The organism is Amycolatopsis melonis (assembly GCF_040064235.1).
In the GTDB taxonomy this organism is placed as follows: domain Bacteria; phylum Actinomycetota; class Actinomycetes; order Mycobacteriales; family Pseudonocardiaceae; genus Amycolatopsis; species Amycolatopsis melonis.
Map to the genome: position 1 here is coordinate 159,439 of NZ_JBDZYD010000020.1, position 17,779 is coordinate 177,217.

The window sequence follows — 17,779 nt, forward strand, 5'->3', positions numbered from 1 at the left end:
AAACGAATCCCTCGCACCTGCACGTGCGTTTGCAAGGGACCGCCACCGCGGAGTGTCCTACGGCAGTTCCCGATAGACTTCGCCGTAACCGGTTCCCGCGATCGGGGAATCGAGCACGGCGCCGGGCAGCTCCAATGCGCCGGCGAGTTCGGGCAGTACGGGGAGCAATTCTTCGCACAGCCGGTGGAACCCCGTCGGCAGCGCGGCCGCCTGCTCCGCGGTCACCACGCCCTCGGCCACGTACCACGCGAGGTCGGCCTCGACCCTGGCCAGCGCGTGCCACGCCAGGAGCGGTTCGAGCGCCGCGCGGGCCCGCCGGTCGGGCACCGCCTCGACGGCCGCGGCGAAGCAGTCCAGCTCCAGCCGCCGGATGTGCGCCTCGGCGAGGCGGCACGCGAGCGGCAGCCGGTTGTCCCACTGGTGGAACAGATCCTGCCCGCGACGGCGGGCCAGGGCGAGATCCCCGGTCAGCTGCTCGTGCAGCCGCCGTTCCCGCCAGGCCGCCAGTGCCCGCACGGTGGCCGGATCGGCCGGCTCGAATCCCGCCGGGCGCGCCACGGACGGCGGGGTGTAGTGCTCGCCTTCGGCCAGTGCGCGGCCCGCGTCGAGCTCGATCAGCCGCCCGTCGCCCGCGGCGGGGTTGAGCATGTGCGCCAGTCCCCGGTAGCCGGCGAGCCGGTTCACCGCGAACATCCCGTGCGCACCGCTGCGGACCGCGCAGGTCGTCGTGACCCGCCCGGCCGTCGCGGTCGCCGCGGCCTTCGCCAGGCCCAGCGTCCGCCCGAGCGCGGCGCCCGGTGTCCACAAGGGATCGTCGCCGCCCGGCTCGGTCCACGCCTGCTTGGCCCGGTTCACCAGGCAGGTCAGCGCGTAGGTCTCGGCGAGCGCGCCGAACAGCGCCTGCTGCTGCGGCCGGAACCCGAGTACCGGCCGCTCGGCGGAGAACCGCGACCGGCTGATCCGGACGCCGGCGTGCCGGAGCGCGAGGCCGGCGGCCGCGCGGGCGACCGACGCCAGCGCCGCGGCGGAGGCCAGCCACGCGTTCTCCCGCACGGTCAGTGATCGCTTGAGGCGCAGCTGTGGCCCGAGCGGGTCGGTCAAGACCCCGTCGGCGTCCAGTACCGCCGAATCGTGCAGCAGGCTGTGCCGGGGTATCCGCGCGTGGGTGAACTCGACGACCGCGTAGTCCAGCGGCAGGTCCGTGGTCTCCGGCAGCGCGTCGATCCGGATGCCCGGCGGGGTTCCGTCCGGCCCGCGCAGCCGGAGCACGAACGGGAAGATCCCGTGGTCGGTGTCGCCGTCGAGCAGCCGGGCGTACACGACGCCGATCTTGGGGACGCCCGGCAACCCGTTGTTGGACATGAACTTGCGCGCGTCCGGGTCCGGGGTGTGCAGCACGAACTCGCCGGTCTCCCGGTCCAGGCGGGCCTGCGTGCGGATGGCCAGGTGGCTGTTGCCGTGGCCGATCTCGGTCACCACCAGCGTGCCGATCGACGCCATTGAGTCCAGCTCGGCGACGTACGGTGCCAGGTCGGCGCGGCCGCGGCCGAACTCGGCGACGGCGTTGGCACTGAGGCAGTAGTGGATCGTCATGGCGAGGAACAGCGACGGGCTCACCACGGCGGCGGTCTCCAGCGCGGTCAGCAGCGTGCGCGGCTTCTCCAGCAGGGCGCTGGCCGCGGGCAGCCGCTCGTTGAGCAGGCGCATCCGCTGGTAGGTCAGCTCGCAGTGCTGCCGGTGGGTCAGGCCCTCGCGGTGCCGGAACAGCTCGTGGCCGAACACCGCGGCCGTCTCGGCGCGGCCGGGATCGGTGTGCACCAGTGCGGAGATCGCGTTCACCGGACCGCCACCTCCTTCACCGCCGCCGGGGCGGCTGCGCCGCCCGCCCGGACTCCGTGCACGCGCGCCAGGACCGTGCCGTCCGGTGCCTGCGCGGTGGCCACCCCCGCCCGGGCGCCGAGCACGATCCGCGGGCCGTACCGGCGGAGCAGATCGGCGTCGTTGCCGCCGGTGCGGTATTCGACGCGGCCGATCCCCGCCGGGATCCGCGGATCGGGTCCGTGTTCGGCGATCAGGGCCAGCTGGAGCAGCGCGTCCACGAGCAGGGCGGGGGTGCGCAGCGTCGCGACCGTCGCCGCCGCCTCACCCAGGTCCGGGGCGAACCGCGCGGTGGCGCGGCCGGTCCCGGCCCGCACGTCGGCCAGCGACGCGAACGGGCCGCTGAGCCGGACCGGGCCGTGGCCGCCGTAGAACCCCGGCGTGACCGGGGTGTCCGCGGGATCGGGCAGCGGTTCCCGGACCGGCTCCGGCCAACCGGCGGCCGTCGTCAGCGCGGCCGACGCGTGGCGCAGGTCGGCGCGGACCACCCGGCCGCCGGGCGCGGTGAGGTCGCTGAGCACCTCGACGACGGCGGACGTCTCGCGCCGTTCGATCCGCAGGTGGTAGTCCCGCTCGCGGCCGGCGGTCATGGTCACCGGCAGCGAGAGCGAGACGTCGTCCAGCCGCAGCGGCACCCGTCCGGGCGGGGTGGCCGCCTGGACGGCCAGTTCCGCGACGAACGACGCCGGCAGCGTCGGCACGTCCTTGAGCAGGTGGTGGCCGAGGTAGCCGTCCCGGCCGGGGTGCGGCGTCCAGCGCAGGTCGGCCGAACCGGCACGCGGGGTGAGCCACGGCTTGGCGAGCACCCGCCGCTCGGCGGCGCCGAGGAAGGTCACCTCGCGGTCGGCCCCGCCCGTGGCCAGCTCGGCGAGGTAGGCGGCCACACCGTCCGATGTGGACAGTGCGGTCAGCTCGCCGCGCCCGCGCAGCAGCTCCCGGGTGAGAGGTTCGGCGGCGAAGCCGGCCTGGTCCCACAGCGCCCACGCGATGGTGGTCTCGGCCTCCCCGGCGGGAGCGTGCCGCCACGCGGCCGCGGCGGTGAGCAGGTCGTTGCCCGCGCAGTAGGCGGCCTCCCCCGGCCAGCCGAGCACGGCCAGCAGCGAGCCGAAGTTCTGCCACAGCCGCGGCGGCCGCCCGGCGAACGCGGCACGCAGGTTCAGGTAGGCCAGCACCTTGGTGTCCCGGACGCGGCGGGCCTGCGGCAAGGGCGTGGCCCGCACGGTGCCGCCCTGGTGCACCCCGGCGGCGTTGATCAGCAGGTCGACCCGCTCGTGCCGCCGGTGGACGTGGTCGATCGCCGCCGCGACCGCGGCCGGATCGGTGAGGTCGCAGACGAGGTGGTGCACCCGGCCGGGGCCGCAGTGGGCGGTGAGCCGGTCGAGGGTGCGCCGCACGGCGGCCCCGGCGACGAGCCGGTCGTACTCGGCGGACAGCTCCGCGACCGGCCGATCCGGCTCGGCCCGGTGCCGCGCGGCGAGGAACTCCGCCCGCGAGCCCGGTCCCTCGCCGGGCGCCTGCCTGCCGAGCACGTAGATCTCCGGCTGGGCCCGCTCGGCCAGCGCGGCCAGCAGTTCCGCGGTGAGACCGCGCCCCCCGCCCGCGGCGACGACCACGCTGTCCCGCCCGATCGGCAGCCGAGTGCCTGCCGCCGGCGACGGCACGAGGACGTGTTCGAACCGCTGCCCACCGGCGTACACGGCGACGGCCAGATCGGTTTCGCACCGCGATTCCCGTTCCAGCAGCGAGAGATCCGGCACGTCGGCAAGCACGGCGAAGCAGAGCCCGGCGGGGTGTTCGCGGGCGAGGCTCTTGACGAGGCCGGTGAACAGGCCGGTAGCGGGATGCGGGACGCCGTCCCGGACGGCGTCGTGCAGCAGGACGGCGTATGACGCGCCCGCGGTCCCGGTCCAGCGAGCGGCCGCGAGGTAGGCGAGATCGTGCAGGCCACGGAGGCGATCGACGGCGCTGAGGTCGTCGGGCGGGGTACCGGCCGCGCCGAGCCCGGCGAGCACCCGGACGTGGGTTGCCTCGCCGTCGGGTAGGTCGGTGACGTCGGTGATCAGGCGCGCGGAGGCGGGCAGGGTGACATCGTTGGGGAGGGACGGGCCGGGCATGACGACCCACGCACCGTCCGGGATGGCGGGGAGTGCGGAACGGACGGGCCGCCCGGGTGCCGGGACCAGGCGCCGGATCATTCGCTCGACCGGCAGGTCGGCGTGTTCGGTGCGGCTGCCCGGGCCGGGGCTTGGTGCCGCCTCGGGTGCTGGGACACCAGGCCGGACGTCCGCATACGGGCCGTGCGCGCGGGTGCTGCCGATCCGGCCCGCCCGCCCCGCCGTCACCATCCGCAGCAGCTCGACGATCGGGTCCGCGCCCAGGTACGTCGGGCCGTCCGCCGGAGTCCTCGGCGTACCCGGGCCGTGGCCGGTGGCGATGCGGGCCAGGATCGGCAGGCCCAGCTCCGCGGCCGTCGACTCCCGCGCAAGCACCGTCAGGAACGCCCCTTCCGCGAGCTGGACGTCGCCGAGCACGTCCACCAGTTCCGGGGTGCTGTTGCCGTTGACCCCGGCGACCAGCGCGAGGTCGAGGTCGCCCTGGCGCAGGTGGCGCTCCGCCGTGCGTAGCGCGTCCAGGCCGGAGTCCGGGCCGGTGTCCACGGTCAGGTTGAGCCCGCGCAGGTCGAGCTGGGCGGCGAGGCGGGCCGGGATGATGTTCGGCATGATGCCGGGGAACGCGTCCTCGGTGCTGGGCGGCACCAGCGCGCGCACCGCCTCCGCCAGCTCGGGCAGCTCGCGGCCGGCGCAGCGCTGGACGTCGGTGAGGTAGCAGCGCAGCGCGTAGTGCACCGCGCGGCGCGTCGGACCCATGTGCCCGGCCACGACGCCGGTCGTGTCCCGCAGCCGCGTGCAGGCTTCGCGGACCGGGGCGTCGAGGCGGGCGGCCGCGCGCAGCAGCATGATCTGGGTGCGGTCCATGTTGCGCAGGGTCGCCGGGGGCAGGCGGACCTCGTCGAACGCGGGCAGCGGGTACTCGTCGCCGAACCCCGGCTCCGGCGCCGGGCCGGTCCCGCACAGCCACCGCTCGACGTCGATGCGGCCGGGCACGTCCGCCGACCAGCCGAGGAGGACGACGTCCTCGTCCGCGGGCGGCGGCACCGGGATCTCCCGCGGGGTGTCGGTCACCACGAGGTGGGCGTTGGTACCGCCGAACCCGAACGACGACACGGCCACCCGCCGGGGCGCGGCGGGCAGCTCGGCGGGCCCGGACGGCGGCACGAACCGGCTGCCGTCGAGGGCCGGGATCGGCGTGCGCAGGTACCGCTGTGCCGGCACGACGCCGTGACGCAGGCCCTGCAGTGCCTGGACCAGCGACACCAGGCCGGCGCTCCAGCCGGTGTGCCCGACGATCGGCTTGTTGGACGACAGCAGCGCGCGGGGACCGTCCGCGGCGACCTCGTGCAGGCTCGCCAGCTCGGTGCTGTCGCCCGCCCGGGTGCCGGTCGCGTGCGCGATCACCCAGCCGACGGTGTCCGGCCCGGTCCCGGCGGCCCGGTACGCGCGGCGCAGCGCGATCGCCTGCCCCGCCGCGTTGGGCGCGTAGATCGCCTTGCCCCGGCCGTCGCAGGAAAGGCCGGTGCCTTCGAGGATGCCGAGCACGGTGTCGCCGTCCGCGCGGGCGCGGGCCAGCCGCTTGAGCACGACGACGCCGGCGCCGTCGGAGAACAGCACCCCGTTGGCGTCGCGGTCGAAGGAGCGGACCTCGCCGGACCTCGACAGGCCGTGCAGCTTCGAGAACAGCACCAGGTTCCGCGCGCTGTAGGCGAACGCGCTCCCGCAGACCGCGATGTCGGCGTCGCCGACGCGCAGGGCCTTGATGCCGAGATCGACGCTGTAGAGCGCCGACGAGCACGCGGTGTCGACCATGAGCAGCTCGGTCTCCTCCGGCAGCAGGCCGTGGATCGCGTTGCGCCCGACGCGGTGCGGCAGGAACTCCGACGCCGGCTCGCCGAGCCGGTCGTACCGGGCCCGCAGCGCCTCGGTCGTCCCGCCCAGCCGGCGGCCGGCCCCGGACAGCACCAGGCGTTCCTCCAGTTCCTGGCTGCCGTCGGCGGTGTAGCCGAACGCGGCGAAGAACCGGTCGGCGGCGCCGGTCGTCACGCCGTCCAGCGCGGTGTAGAGGCTGTGCCGCAGCCACAACGCCGTCGACTCGCGGCTGGGCACGGTGCCGTCGCGCAGCTCGGCGGCCAGGCGCGGGTGCGGCCGGAAGCCGGTGATGAACCCGGACTGCCGGGTGTAGGTCTTGTCCTCGGCCTCCGGATCGGGCGAGTGGAACGACGTGATGTCGTACAGCGCGGGCTCGCCGAACACGTGCCGGTCACCGCCGAGGGTGCGCCACAGCTCGTCCGGGTCGTTCGCGCCCGGGGTGACGACGCCCATGCCGACGACGGCGATCGCGTCGCCGGGCTCGAGTGCGGCCGGCTCCTTCGGTGTGTTTTCCGGTCGCTCCGGCGACAGCATCATCGCGCCAAGGGACAGCCCACCGTCGGCGATCACCGTCTGGCCGGTGATCCACGACGCCCTCTCGGACGCCAGGAAGAGCACCAGCTCGGCCAGTTCCCGCTCCGAGCCGAGCCGGTGGCCCAGCGGGGTGGCTGCCCGCACTCGCGCGGCCAGCGCCGCCGCGTCCGGGAACATCGTGGCGACCGCTCCATCCAGCAGCCCGCCGGAAGCGGTGTTGACCCGGATGCCGTCCGCGGCGAACTCCACGGCCAGGTACCGGGTCAGCGCCTCGACGGCTGCCTTCGACGTGCCGACCGTTGCGTAGTCGCTGATCACCAGCGAGCTGCCCAACGAGGACAGGTTGACGATCGCCGCGCCGGGGCGCCCGGCGAGCAGCGGTGCCGCGCGGCGGGCGCACCACAGGGAACCTCGCAGGTTCGTGTCCAGTGCCCGCTGCCAGTGCGACTCGTCGAGTTCGCCGAGCGGCAGCAATGCGCCCGAGGCCGCGTTGTTGACCAGGACGTCGAGCCGTCCGTGCCGCTCGGCGACGGTGTCGAACATGGCGTCGACCTGTGCCCGGTCGGCCACCGAGGCACGCAGCAGTTCCGCCGGGCCGAGGGCACGGAGTTCCTCGAGCAGCTTCGGTGCTTCGTCGCGTGCGTGGAAGTAGTTCACGATCACGTGGGCGCCCTCGCGGGCGAAGGCCAGGCTGATCTCCCGGCCCAGGCCACGGGCGCCCCCGGTGACGAGCACGATCCGCCGGTCGCTCACCGCACCGCTCCGTTCCGGGCGGCGAGCACGAAGTCGGCGATCCGGCCCAGCGTCGGCAGTTCCCAGACCCGCAGGTCACCCGGCGACTCCGGCAGGCCGAACTGCTCGACCACCCTCTTGAGCAGGGACGTCTGCTTCAGCGAGTCGACGCCCAGTTCCGCCTCCAGCGCCGAGTCCTCGGCCAGCACCTCGGCGGGGTATTCGAGGGCCTCGGCGTACAGGCGGCGCAGCCGGTCCAGTACCTCGGCGCGGCCACCGCCCGGCTGCGGTGGCGCGGGCCGCGCGGCCGGGATCGCCGGAGCGGGCTCGGGGACCGGCTGGGCGACGACAGCGGCCTCCGGACCGGGCTGCCCGGACACCGGACCGGCCCCGTCCGCGCGGATCGCTTCCACGGCCGCGCGCAGGCCGGCGGTCTCCTCCTCCGGCAGCAGCAATGGCGCGTGGGTGTGCACGTCCGGGACCGTCGCCTGGACGCAGCGGGTCAGCGCGTTGAGCGCGCCCACCTCGACATAGCGGGTCCAGCCCTGGGCGTGCAGGGCGCGGACGGCGTCGGTGAACCGGACCGGCAGCACGAGGCAGTCCGCGATCGCCTGCTTGAGATCGTCCGCGTCGGTGTAGCGGCGGCCGTGGATCGGGGAATACACCGGCAGCCGCAACGGCTTCTGCCGGATCTGCGCCATCAGCTCACAGAAGATCGGCACGGCCAGCGTCATCGACGGGTGGTGCGAGGCGTACGGCAGGTTCAGCCGGGCGAAGAACAGGCCCAGCGCGTCCGCGGCCTCCTCGACCCTGGCAAGCGCTTTCCCGGGCCCCGAGAGCACGTGCTGGCGGGGCGAGTTGGCGCAGCCGATCACCAGCTCCGGTTCCTGGACCAGCCCGATCAGGTGGCCCGCGGTCACCTCGTCGGTCCCGATCGCGGCCATCGCCCCCAGCCCCTCCCACGGGCGCAGGGCTTCGCTGCGGGCGCAGACCATCCGGACGCCGTCGGCGAGGTCGAACGCCCCGGCGCAGACCAGCGCGGCCATCTCGCCGAAGCTGTGGCCCAGCAGCAGGTCTGGTTCCGCGCCCGCGCCGGTGAGGATCCGGTGGGTCGCCACCGACACGCCGAAGATCGCCAGCTGCAGCAGTTCCGCCCGCTGCCCGAGCAGGTCCTTGATCGTCGGGGCCTGGGTCCCGAAGAGCAGGCCCGACACCGCCGGGACACCGCACCCGGCCGCGGCGGCGTCGATCTCGTCGAACGTCTCGGCGACCACCGGGTGGTTCCGGCGCGCTTCGCGCAGCACCCCGGTGGAGTAGGCGCCGAGGCCGGGAAACAGGAAGACGGCACGATCACGCATGGGTTCTCCCTTGGGGTTCAGGCGGAAATCCGGCCGAGGCCGAGGAACTGCAGCATCGCGGGACCGCCGGCGTAGGCCGTCGTCCCGCCGTCGATGGTCAGGCAGGCACCCGAAACCAGCCGGGACGCGTCGGCCGCGAGGAAAACCGCGGCGCCGACGACGTCGTCCGGCTCGCCCCAGCGTCCCGCCGGCACCGCGCCGAGCAGGCCTGCCGACGCCTGGGGGTCGGCGGCGAACGTCCTGGTCAGCTCGGTCTCCACCCAGCCGGGGGTCAGCGCGTTGACCCGCACGCCGTGCGACGACCATTCCGCGGCCAGCGAGCGGGTGAGCGAAATGAGCGCGGCCTTGGCGGCGGCATAAGTGGCGAGCATGGGCACTCCGGCGGTGCCGGCAATGGAGGAGACATTCACCACAGAACCGCTGCCCCGTTTGACGAAATGCGGACCCAGCTCGCGGCAGAGATTCACCGTTGCTTCGAAGTTCAGGGCGAGAACCTCGTCCCAGTCGTCCGGTTTCAGTTCCAGGAACGGGCCGGCGAACCGGAATCCACCCGCGTTGTTGACGAGGATGTCGATCTGCCCGAACTCGGTCAGCGCCGTGGCGACGGCGCGCCGTGTCTCGGCGTGGTCGGTGACGTCGCAGGTGAGCACGAGCGCGCGGCGCCCGCAGGCCTCGACGTCGGCGGCGACCTCCTCCAGCGCGCTCGTACCCCGCGCGAGCAGGGCCACGTCGGCCCCCGCCGCGGCAAGGCCGAGCGCGATCGCCCGGCCTATTCCCCGTGACGCTCCGGTCACGAGCGCGGTTTTCCCGGAAAGTCCGAACAGTTCCGGAAGAGTGATCACTGTTTCCTCCCGACGCGCTTCGCTCACACAGAGAAACTGCCTGTGCCACAGCACACACTCGTTCGCCGCTGCCGTCACGGCTTCCTTGATCAGTAAGCTCTTGATCGTCGATGAGGACAACGGGGATGCCACCGGCCGAGCGTCCAGCTTCGCGGCAGAATTGACACTGCATCCTTCTCACAGATCTTGCGCCGAAACCGAAAGCGGGACTCATGAACATCGACGCGCGCGTTCCCAACAATGCACTGCGAGCACTTCTCACCGAGTGCGCCTGGAGCGGCGGCGACCTGGCGCGCGCCGTCAACGCCGTCGCGGCGGAGTCCGGCCTGCGGCTGAGCTACGGCCGGGCTTCGGCGGCGCAGTGGCTCGCGGGCGGACGTCCCCGGCCGCCGGTCCCCGAGCTGGTCGCCGAGGCGCTGAGCAGACGGCTGGGTCGCACGGTCACCGTTTCCGGCGCCGGGTTCCCGGCGGGCCCCGGGCTGCCGCCGAAGGCAGGCACGCTTCCCGCCCGGCTCGTCCGCCTGGCCGGGGAACCCGCCAAACGCGTGCCGTCCCGGCTGGACGTGTACCGCCTCGCGCTCCTCACCGTGCCGGGTTTCCCGGAAGCCGCGGCCGCCCCGGGCACCGGGACCGTGAGCCGGGCAGAGCTGGACGCGGCGCGCGCCGCGCTGAAGGTGTTCTCCGACGCGGACGGAACGCTCGGCGGCGGCGCGGTCCGGGCGCCGGTGGCCGGTTACCTGGCGAACACCGTGTCGCCGTGGCTGCACGCGGGCGCCACCTCGCCGGCGGTCCACCGGGAGCTGCTGCAGGTCGCCGCGGAGCTGACGTATCTCTGCGGATTCCTGTGCTTCGACGACAACCTGCACGGCGTCGCCCAGCGCTACTACCGCGTCGCCCTGAAGCTGGCCGCCGAGGCGGAGGACGAGTTCCGGTACGCGATCACGCTGCGGGCGATGAGCGTCCAGGCCCGCTCGCTCGGACACCACGCCGAGGCGCTGCGGCTGGCCGAGGCGGCCACCGGCACGGTGGGCACCAGGGCCGCCCCGCAGACCCGCGCGTTCCTGCACGGCCAGCTGGCGGTGGCGGCCGCCGCGACCGGCGACCGGCGCCGGGCGTCGGCCGGGCTGGCCACGGCCGAACACGAGCTGGCCCGCGCCGAGGGCGAGGTCGGCGCGGTGGGGGCGTACCACTTCGGCTCGTTCGCCCACCAGCGCGCGGCCGTGGCGGCCTGCCTGGACAACCGACCGGGGGCGATCCGGGCAATGCGCGAGTCACTGCGCAACCGCCCGCGCAACGAGTACCGCGCCCGCGCGGTCACCCTGGCCCGCCTGGCCGAGCTGCAGGCCGCGCACGGCGGAGTGGAGGAGGCGGTCGGCTCCTGGCACCGCTTCCTCGACATCTACCCGGCGGTCCACAGCGCCCGGCTCGACGCGGCCGTGCGGACGCTGCGCCAGTGCCTGCGCCCGCACCGGAACCTGCCGGCCGCCCGGGAACTGCTGAACCGGGTCGCCGGGCTGGCACCCCGCACGCTCGCCGCGTGACACCCGGGCGGCCCGCTCGCCGGGGGCAGTTCGATCCCACGCGGGCTGGAGCCGGGTGCCCCAAGCGCCCCAACATGGCGTTGGCGAACCACCTTTTGCCGACCTCCGTTTCGCGGGGAACCGTGGCCCGGAGTGCGGTCGGAGGGTGGTGCGGTGTCTTGAATGACTCATTCAGGTCTTCGGAGGTCCTGAATGAGTCATTCAAGACGGTTCGCCTTCGGTGCGTGGGACTCCACCAACGCCCCCCTTGGGGCGCGTCAGCCGCCGAAGATGCTCGGTCCCCTCGCCGGTGCGAAGCGGGCCTGGAAGAACCGCAGATGCTGGGGCTCCCAGTCGAACGTCAGCCCGCAGGTGATCCGGTCGCGGTCGCGGTGGACCGCGATGAGGGCGTCGGCCACCAGGTCGATGTGGGCCCTCGTGTACACGCGGCGCGGGATGGCCAGGCGCAGGAGTTCCAGGCGGGGCAACCGGTTCTCGCCCGTCGACGGGTCGCGGCCCGCCGTCACCGCGCCGCGCTCGACGCCGCGGATGCCCGCCTGCAGGTAGGCCGCGCACGCCAGGGTCTGGGCCGGGTACTCGTCCCTGGGGATGTGCGGGAGGGCGGCCGCCGCGTCGATGCAGATGCAGTGGCCGCCGAACGGGCGTACCACCGGCACGCCCGCCTCCCGTAGCCGCTCGCCCAGGTACTCGACCTGGGCGACGCGGGCGCGGATGTGGTTCTCGTCGACCGATTCCGCGATGCCCGCCGCGATCGCCTCCATGTCGCGGCCTGCCATGCCGCCGTAGGTGTGCAGGCCCTCGTACAGCAGGACCAGGCCGCGGGCCTGCTCGGCGAGGTCCGGGTCGCGCAGGGCGAGCCAGCCGCCGATGTTGGCGAGCGAGTCCTTCTTCGCCGACATCACCGCGCCGTCGGTCGGGGCGCACAGCGCGCGCAGGATCTCCGCGACCGGGCGGCAGGCCCAGCCGGGTTCGCGGTGCTTGACGAGCCAGGCGTTCTCGACCGCGCGGGCGGTGTCGAGGAACACCGGGATGCCGTGCGAGTGCGCCAGTTCGCACGTCTCGGTCAGGTTCGCGACGCTGATCGGCTGCCCGCCCGCCATGTTGACCGTCGCCGCCAGGGAGACGTACGGGATCGAAGCCGGGCCGAACTCGTCGATCACCGCCTTCAGCTTCGCGAGGTCGACGTCGCCCTTGAACGGGTGGTCCGAATCCGGGTCGTGGGCTTCGTCGACGATGACGTCGTGGAACTGCGCCCCGTTCAGTTCCTGGTGGGCGCGCGTGCTGGGGAAGTACATGTTGCCGGGGACGTGGGTGCCGGGCCGGATCAGGCAGCGGGACAGGATGTTCTCGCCGCCGCGGCCCTGGTGGACCGGGATGACGTGCTCGTAGCCGTAGAAGGTGCGCACGGCCTGCTCGAAGACGTAGAAGCTGCGGGCACCGGCGTAGGCTTCGTCGCCGCGCAGCAGCGCCGACCACTGCCGGTCCGACATCGCGTTGGTGCCCGAGTCGGTGAACAGGTCCACGTAGACGTCTTCGGACCGCAGCAGGCACGGATTCCAGCCCGCGGCACGCAACGCCGTCTCGCGCTCGGCGCGAGTGGTGGCCCGCAGCGGCTCGACCATCTTGATGCGCCAGGGTTCCGGTGGGTAGGCGGGCATGTCAGACTCCCTCGCGTTGCCGGGACAGCCGGGTGAGCAGCGGGCCGGTCATCGCCGTGGTCAGCAGCGCCATCACGACCATCGCGGTGTAGAGGGCGCCGTCGAGGAGACCGAGGTTCAGCCCGATGCCGGCGAAGACGATTTCGGTGACCCCGCGGGTGTTCATCAGCACGGCGAACACCCCGGCCGGGTGCGGGTCCAGCCCGCCGGAGCGCGCGCCGAGGTAGGCGCCGCCGAGCTTGCCCGCCACGGCGACGGCGACGACGGCGGCGATGTCGGCGGCCAGTGCCGCGTCGAGCAGGCGCACGTCGACGGCCCGGCCGACGAGCACGAAGTACAGCGGCACCAGCAGCGAACCGGCCGGGCTGAGCGGTTCCGCGAGCGCCGGGACGGCGTGGCCGACGACGATCCCGGCGAAGAACGCCCCGATCGCCGGGTGCAGGCCCGCAGCTTCGGTGACGGCGGCGGCCGCGCAGGCGAGCCCGGCCGCCACCACCATCGCCGACGACCGGGACAGCCGCCCGAGCCGGCGCCGGGCAGGCCACAGCACCGCCAGCGGCAGCAGCGCGAGCGTGGCGGACCAGCCGTGCGCCGAAGCGGTGGCGAGAGCGAGCACGGTCCACGCGGCAACGTCGGAGACGGCGGCCGCGGTGAGGGCCCGCTGCCCGGCGACGGCGTCGAGCAGCCCGCGTTCGGCGAGAATCCGGGCCAGCACGGGCAAGGCGGTCACCGCCATCGCGGCCGCGACGACGAGGACGAACGCCCCGGTGCCGCCGCGGGCGTGCCGCTGGGCCAGCCACACGGCGAGTGCGGCGCCCAGCGCGAAGGGGACGAGCGTGGCGCCGAGCGCGGGAATCACGGCGGACTTCAGCCTGCGCGTGGTCATCGACGGCGCGAGGTGCGCCCCGGCGGCGAAGAGGAACAGCACGAGACCGAGCTGGGCGAGCGCGGTGAGCGCGCTGTCCGCGGTGGCGGGGAGCAGCCGCAGGGCCGGGGCGAGGGCGAGGCCGCAGAGGATCTCGCCGAAGACGGCGGGCTGGCCGAGCCGCATCGCGGCCGCCCCGGCAAGGCGGGCCAGCCCGAGGATCACGGCCAGTGCGGCGAGGAGGACGGTCAGGTCAGGCATCGGTCACCTGCCGGACCAACGGCAGTTCCCCGGACGCCGTCTGCCAGCGACGTCCGTCCGGAGTGGACACCAGGCCGCCCGGGAACATCGGGGGCTCCTCGCCCGCCTCGGCTCCCAGCAGGCCGCGCAGCTGCAGCTGCGCTCCCTCCGCGAGGACCTCGCCGAAGACGTCGAAATCGCCCGATGACACTCCGCCGACCAGGTCGGCGAACGCCGCGCGGTCGTCGGTGCCGTGGCCGGTCACCCGGTGTGCCTGGCGGAAGTAGGACCGGGCGTCGGCCTCCAGCCGGTAGAAGCCCTTCAGGAAGTCGCGGAACACGCCGAACTCGCGGCGGTAGCGGGCTTCGAACTCGGCGAAGCACCGCTCTTCCGGCACCGTCCCGGCCAGGCTGCTGTTGATCGACCGCGCGGCCAGCAGCGCGCTGTAGGTGGCCAGGTGGACGCCCGAGGAGAACACCGGGTCGATGAAGCAGGCGGCGTCGCCGACCAGCACCAGGCCCGGGCAGTGCAGCGTCGTCCGGTCGTAGGAATAGTCCCGGCGGACCCGCAGCCGGTCGTACGGCGGCTCGGTGGCGCGGTGGGCGTCGCGGAGGAAGCGGGCGATCAGCGGGCAGTCCGCGATCAGGCCGCGGAACGCCGTTTCGCGGTCGCCCTGCACGCGGGCGGCGCACTCCTGGCGGACGACCGCGCCGACGCTCGTCAACGTCGGCGACAGCGGGATGTACCAGAACCAGCCCGCGTCGAACGCGACGCAGAGGATGTTGCCCGCGTCCGGCTCGGGCAGCCGGTCGCCGCCGAGGAAGTAGCCGAACAGCGCCACGTTGCGGAAGTCCGGGGAGTACTCGCGGACTCCGCCTGCGGCGTGGTGCAGGCGGCTGGTGTGCCCGGAGGCGTCGACGACGAACCGGGCCGTCGCCGTGTGCTCGCGTCCGCTCTCGTCGCGGTAGCGGACGCCGGTGATCCGGCCGCCGTCGCGGAGCGTGCCGAGCACCTGGTGACCCTCGCGGACGTCGGCGCCGAGCCGGGCCGCGTTGCGCAGCAGGATCGTGTCGAAGCGGGTGCGCTCGACCTGGTAGGCGTACGACGTCGGCCCGGCCATGCGCTCGGAGGCGGCGAAGGAGAACGTCCACGGCTCGGGGCTGCTCCCCCACCGGAAGGCGCCGCCGCGCTTGCGGACGAACCCGGCGCGCTCGATCTCGTCGCGCACGCCGAGCAGGGCGCAGATCCCGTGCACCGTGGCGGGCAGCAGCGACTCCCCGATCCGGTAGCGCGGCAGGTGTTCCTGCTCCAGCAGCAGGACGCGGTGCCCGTCGGCGGCGACGAGCCCGGCCGCGGTCGAGCCGCCGGGCCCGCCGCCGGCGACGATGACGTCGAAGTCGGTCATGGGGCTCCGCCTTCCGGGATGTCGGGGACGAGTTCGGCGATCCGGGCGACGGTCCGCCGCCGCAGGACGTCACGCAGCGAGCACGGCACCCCGCGGGCCCGCAGCCGGGCAGCCAGTGCCGCGGCCGAAAGGCTGTGCCCGCCGAGTGCGAAGAAATCGCTGTCCGGGGCCACCGAGACGACCCCGAGCTGGCTGCGGAACGCGGCCGCGACGACCGTCTCGGCCGGGGTCATCGCCACCGGCCGCGGCGCGATCCGGGTGGCGCGCCGGTCGACCTTGCCGGTCCGCCCGACCGGCAGCGCGCCGACTTCGACGATCGCGGGCACCAGATATTCGGGCAGGGTCTCGGCGAGCCGCTCGCGCAGGGCAGCCGGCGTTCCCGAGCCGAGGACGACGTAGGCGACGAGGACGCCGTCCTCGCCCCGGACCAGCGCCTGCCGCACGCCGGGCAGCGCCAGCAGCGCGCGTTCGGCCTCGGCGGGCTCGACGCGGTGCCCGCGGATCTTGACCTGGTCGTCGAAGCGGCCCAGCCAGCGCAGCGTGCCGTCGGGCTCGCAGCGGCACCGGTCGCCGGTGCGGTACCAGCGCTGGGGTGCCGTCCCGAACCGTTCGGCCGTCAGCGCCGCGTCGCCGAGGTAGCCCAGCGCGAGCGACGCCCCGCCGACGAGCAGCTCGCCGGGCTCGCCGACCGGCACCGGCCGCCGGTCGTGCGGGTCGACCACGCGGACGCTCGTGTTGGCGATCGGCCGCCCGATCGCGGGTTCCGCCTGATCGGCGACCCGGCAGAACGTGGTGAACACCGTGCATTCGGTCGGGCCGTAGAGGTTGACCGCGGTCAGGCCGGGCGTCGCCCGCAGCCGCGTCCACAGCGGTGGTGGGACCGCTTCGCCGCCCATGAGCAGCATCCGCGGGCAGGTGCCCGCGGTGAGCAGGCCCGCGTCGACCAGCCCGGTCAGCTGTGCCGGGACGGCCTCCACGACGTCGAGCCGCCGCTCGCGGACGAACCGGACGTACTGCTCGGGATCGGCGCGGACGTCGTCGGGCACCAGGTGCAGCTCGTGCCCGCCGACCAGCCACAGCAACGGGTTCCACGCCGCGTCGAACGCCAGCGGCAGGCCGTGCGCCACCCGCTGCGGCTCGCCGCCCGCCGGGAACAGCCGGGCGGCCAGCTCGCCGTACAGGTTGACCAGGCTGCGGTGCCCGACCACGACGCCCTTGGGCCGCCCGGTCGAGCCGGAGGTGCAGACGACGTACGCGGCATCGCCGGGGCGGGTGCCCGCGTCGCCGTCTCCGGGCCGGGCGGCCAGCTCGCGGCGCCAGTTCTCCGGCGTGAGCACCACATCCGCGTCGGCCGCCAGTTCCGGCACGTCCGTGAGCAGCACCGCCGGACGCGCTTCGGCGAGGATCAGCGCGCGCCGCGCCGGCGGGAGCCCGGGATCCAGCGGCAGGTAGACCGCTCCCGCCTTGGCGACGGCCAGCGGGGCGAGGATCGCCCGCACGGACCGGGACATCGCGCACGCGACGACCGAGCCGGGGACCGCACCGGCCGCCCGCAGCCCGTTGGCCAGCCGCCCGCTCCAGCGGCACAGGTCGCCGAAGCTGACGGCGACGTCGTCGGCGACCAGCGCCGTCCGGCCCGGGAAGGCGCGGGCCCGCAGCTCGAACAGCTGCTGCCAGCCCACCTGCGGCACGAAGCGCCGCCCGCCTCCGACCACGGACGGCGGCAGGTCAGGCATCGCGTGCTCCCGCCGCGACGACGTCCCGTTCGACCCGCCGCATCCACGTCCAGAACTCCGCGCCGCGGCCAGGGGCGAGCAGCCCGAGGTGGCCGCCCGGCACGGTCGCGGCCAGGAACGCCCCGGTCGTCCACTCCCGCCACGCTTCGGTCGCGTCCTCGGTGACGACGGGATCGTCCTGCCCGCACAGGGCGGCCAGCGGGCACCGCACCGGCGTGCCTGCCGGGCCGCGGTAGGCGGCGGTGAGGGCGACGTCGCGGCGCAGGAGGTCCACCGCGTACGCCCAGACCTCGAACGAGGCCCGGTTTCCCAGTCCCGGCACGAATCCTTCGCCGGTCAGCACCTCGGGCAGGCTGTCCTCGCCGAGGTGCCGGTACCGCCCGCGGATCCGCCGCTGCGGCGCGGGTGCCCCGATGACGACGACGGCGGCGGGCAGCGGCCCGCAGCGGGTGCGCAGCCGCTGCGCCACCTCGACCGCGACGAACGCGCCCATGCTGAACCCGACCAGGACGGTCCGCCGCACCCACGCGGTGCCGCGCAGCAGCAGCTCGCCGGTGAGGTGCTCGGCCAGCCGGTCCAGCGAGCCGGGCGGCGGCGTGTCCAGCCGGTCGCCCCGGCCGGGGTACTCCGCGCCCCAGACGTCGGCGCCGGGCGCGGCCGCGGTGACGTGCCGGAGCGTGCCGACGGTGCCACCGGCCGGCGGGAGAAGCAGATACCGGCACCCGTCCGCGCCGAGCTGATCCCCCCGGGACAACGACCTGATGGCAGCGGGCATGGCAATTCCTTAAAGTGAATACTCCGACATTTTTCCCGGCATCCGGAAATGGAATCCAGGTACTCGTGCCACGATTATGCGAACCGGATCCTGCGTCGACCGATGTCGATCATCGCCTGCCCCGAAAAGATACGACTCGACCGGAGCAACGCACGTAACGGTTCGGTCGCGTTGCCGGAAATTAACCTCAGCCCGCCTTGCGGGGCTTGATAGTCCCCCGCCGGGGTGATAT

General features: G+C 74.3%; 10 protein-coding genes. 1 reads left to right on the forward strand and 9 read right to left on the reverse strand.

Annotated features, from left to right (window positions below; all coding sequences use genetic code 11):
• Positions 1-57: 57 nt before the first annotated feature.
• Genes ABJI51_RS41065 through ABJI51_RS41080 form a run of 4 tightly spaced genes read right to left on the reverse strand, consistent with a single transcriptional unit; the run spans position 58 to position 9,459 of the window.
• On the reverse strand, positions 58-1,839 hold the full coding sequence (locus ABJI51_RS41065) for an acyl-CoA dehydrogenase (RefSeq protein ID WP_348956597.1): 1,782 nt from the start codon (positions 1,837-1,839) through the stop codon (positions 58-60).
• Entirely contained in the window at positions 1,836-7,148 is a 5,313-nt protein-coding gene (locus ABJI51_RS41070) for an SDR family oxidoreductase (protein WP_348956598.1), read from the reverse strand. The genes ABJI51_RS41065 and ABJI51_RS41070 overlap by 4 nt, the downstream gene beginning before the upstream one ends.
• Positions 7,145-8,485: an acyltransferase domain-containing protein gene (locus tag ABJI51_RS41075; protein WP_348956599.1), complete on the reverse strand. Its 1,341-nt coding sequence runs from the start codon at positions 8,483-8,485 to the stop codon at positions 7,145-7,147. The genes ABJI51_RS41070 and ABJI51_RS41075 overlap by 4 nt, the downstream gene beginning before the upstream one ends.
• A 17-nt stretch (positions 8,486-8,502) precedes the next feature.
• Positions 8,503-9,459, reverse strand: a complete 957-nt coding sequence (locus ABJI51_RS41080) for an SDR family NAD(P)-dependent oxidoreductase (RefSeq protein ID WP_348956600.1) — start codon at positions 9,457-9,459, stop codon at positions 8,503-8,505.
• 80 nt (positions 9,460-9,539) lie between these two features.
• On the opposite strand from ABJI51_RS41080, the gene ABJI51_RS41085 reads away from it, so the two are divergent.
• Positions 9,540-10,868, forward strand: a complete 1,329-nt coding sequence (locus tag ABJI51_RS41085; protein ID WP_348956601.1) for an NsdA family TPR-like regulatory protein — start codon at positions 9,540-9,542, stop codon at positions 10,866-10,868.
• Positions 10,869-11,125: 257 nt separating this feature from the next.
• Here the strand turns inward: ABJI51_RS41085 and ABJI51_RS41090 are convergent, their stop codons facing one another.
• The 5 genes from ABJI51_RS41090 to ABJI51_RS41110 are packed head-to-tail and all read right to left on the reverse strand — an operon-like array spanning position 11,126 to position 17,547.
• On the reverse strand, positions 11,126-12,526 hold the full coding sequence (locus ABJI51_RS41090; RefSeq protein WP_348956602.1) for a tryptophanase: 1,401 nt from the start codon (positions 12,524-12,526) through the stop codon (positions 11,126-11,128).
• A 1-nt stretch (position 12,527) separates the two neighbouring features.
• A complete protein-coding gene (locus tag ABJI51_RS41095; RefSeq protein ID WP_348956603.1) occupies positions 12,528-13,652 on the reverse strand; it encodes a cation:proton antiporter in 1,125 nt (374 codons plus the stop codon).
• Complete coding sequence (locus ABJI51_RS41100) at positions 13,645-15,036, reverse strand: tryptophan 7-halogenase (RefSeq protein WP_348956604.1); 1,392 nt, start codon at positions 15,034-15,036, stop codon at positions 13,645-13,647. The genes ABJI51_RS41095 and ABJI51_RS41100 overlap by 8 nt, the downstream gene beginning before the upstream one ends.
• Complete coding sequence (locus ABJI51_RS41105) at positions 15,033-16,772, reverse strand: amino acid adenylation domain-containing protein (protein WP_348956605.1); 1,740 nt, start codon at positions 16,770-16,772, stop codon at positions 15,033-15,035. The genes ABJI51_RS41100 and ABJI51_RS41105 overlap by 4 nt, the downstream gene beginning before the upstream one ends.
• On the reverse strand, positions 16,765-17,547 hold the full coding sequence (locus ABJI51_RS41110; RefSeq protein ID WP_348956606.1) for a thioesterase II family protein: 783 nt from the start codon (positions 17,545-17,547) through the stop codon (positions 16,765-16,767). Before ABJI51_RS41110 ends, ABJI51_RS41105 begins: the two co-directional genes overlap by 8 nt.
• Positions 17,548-17,779: the final 232 nt, after the last annotated feature.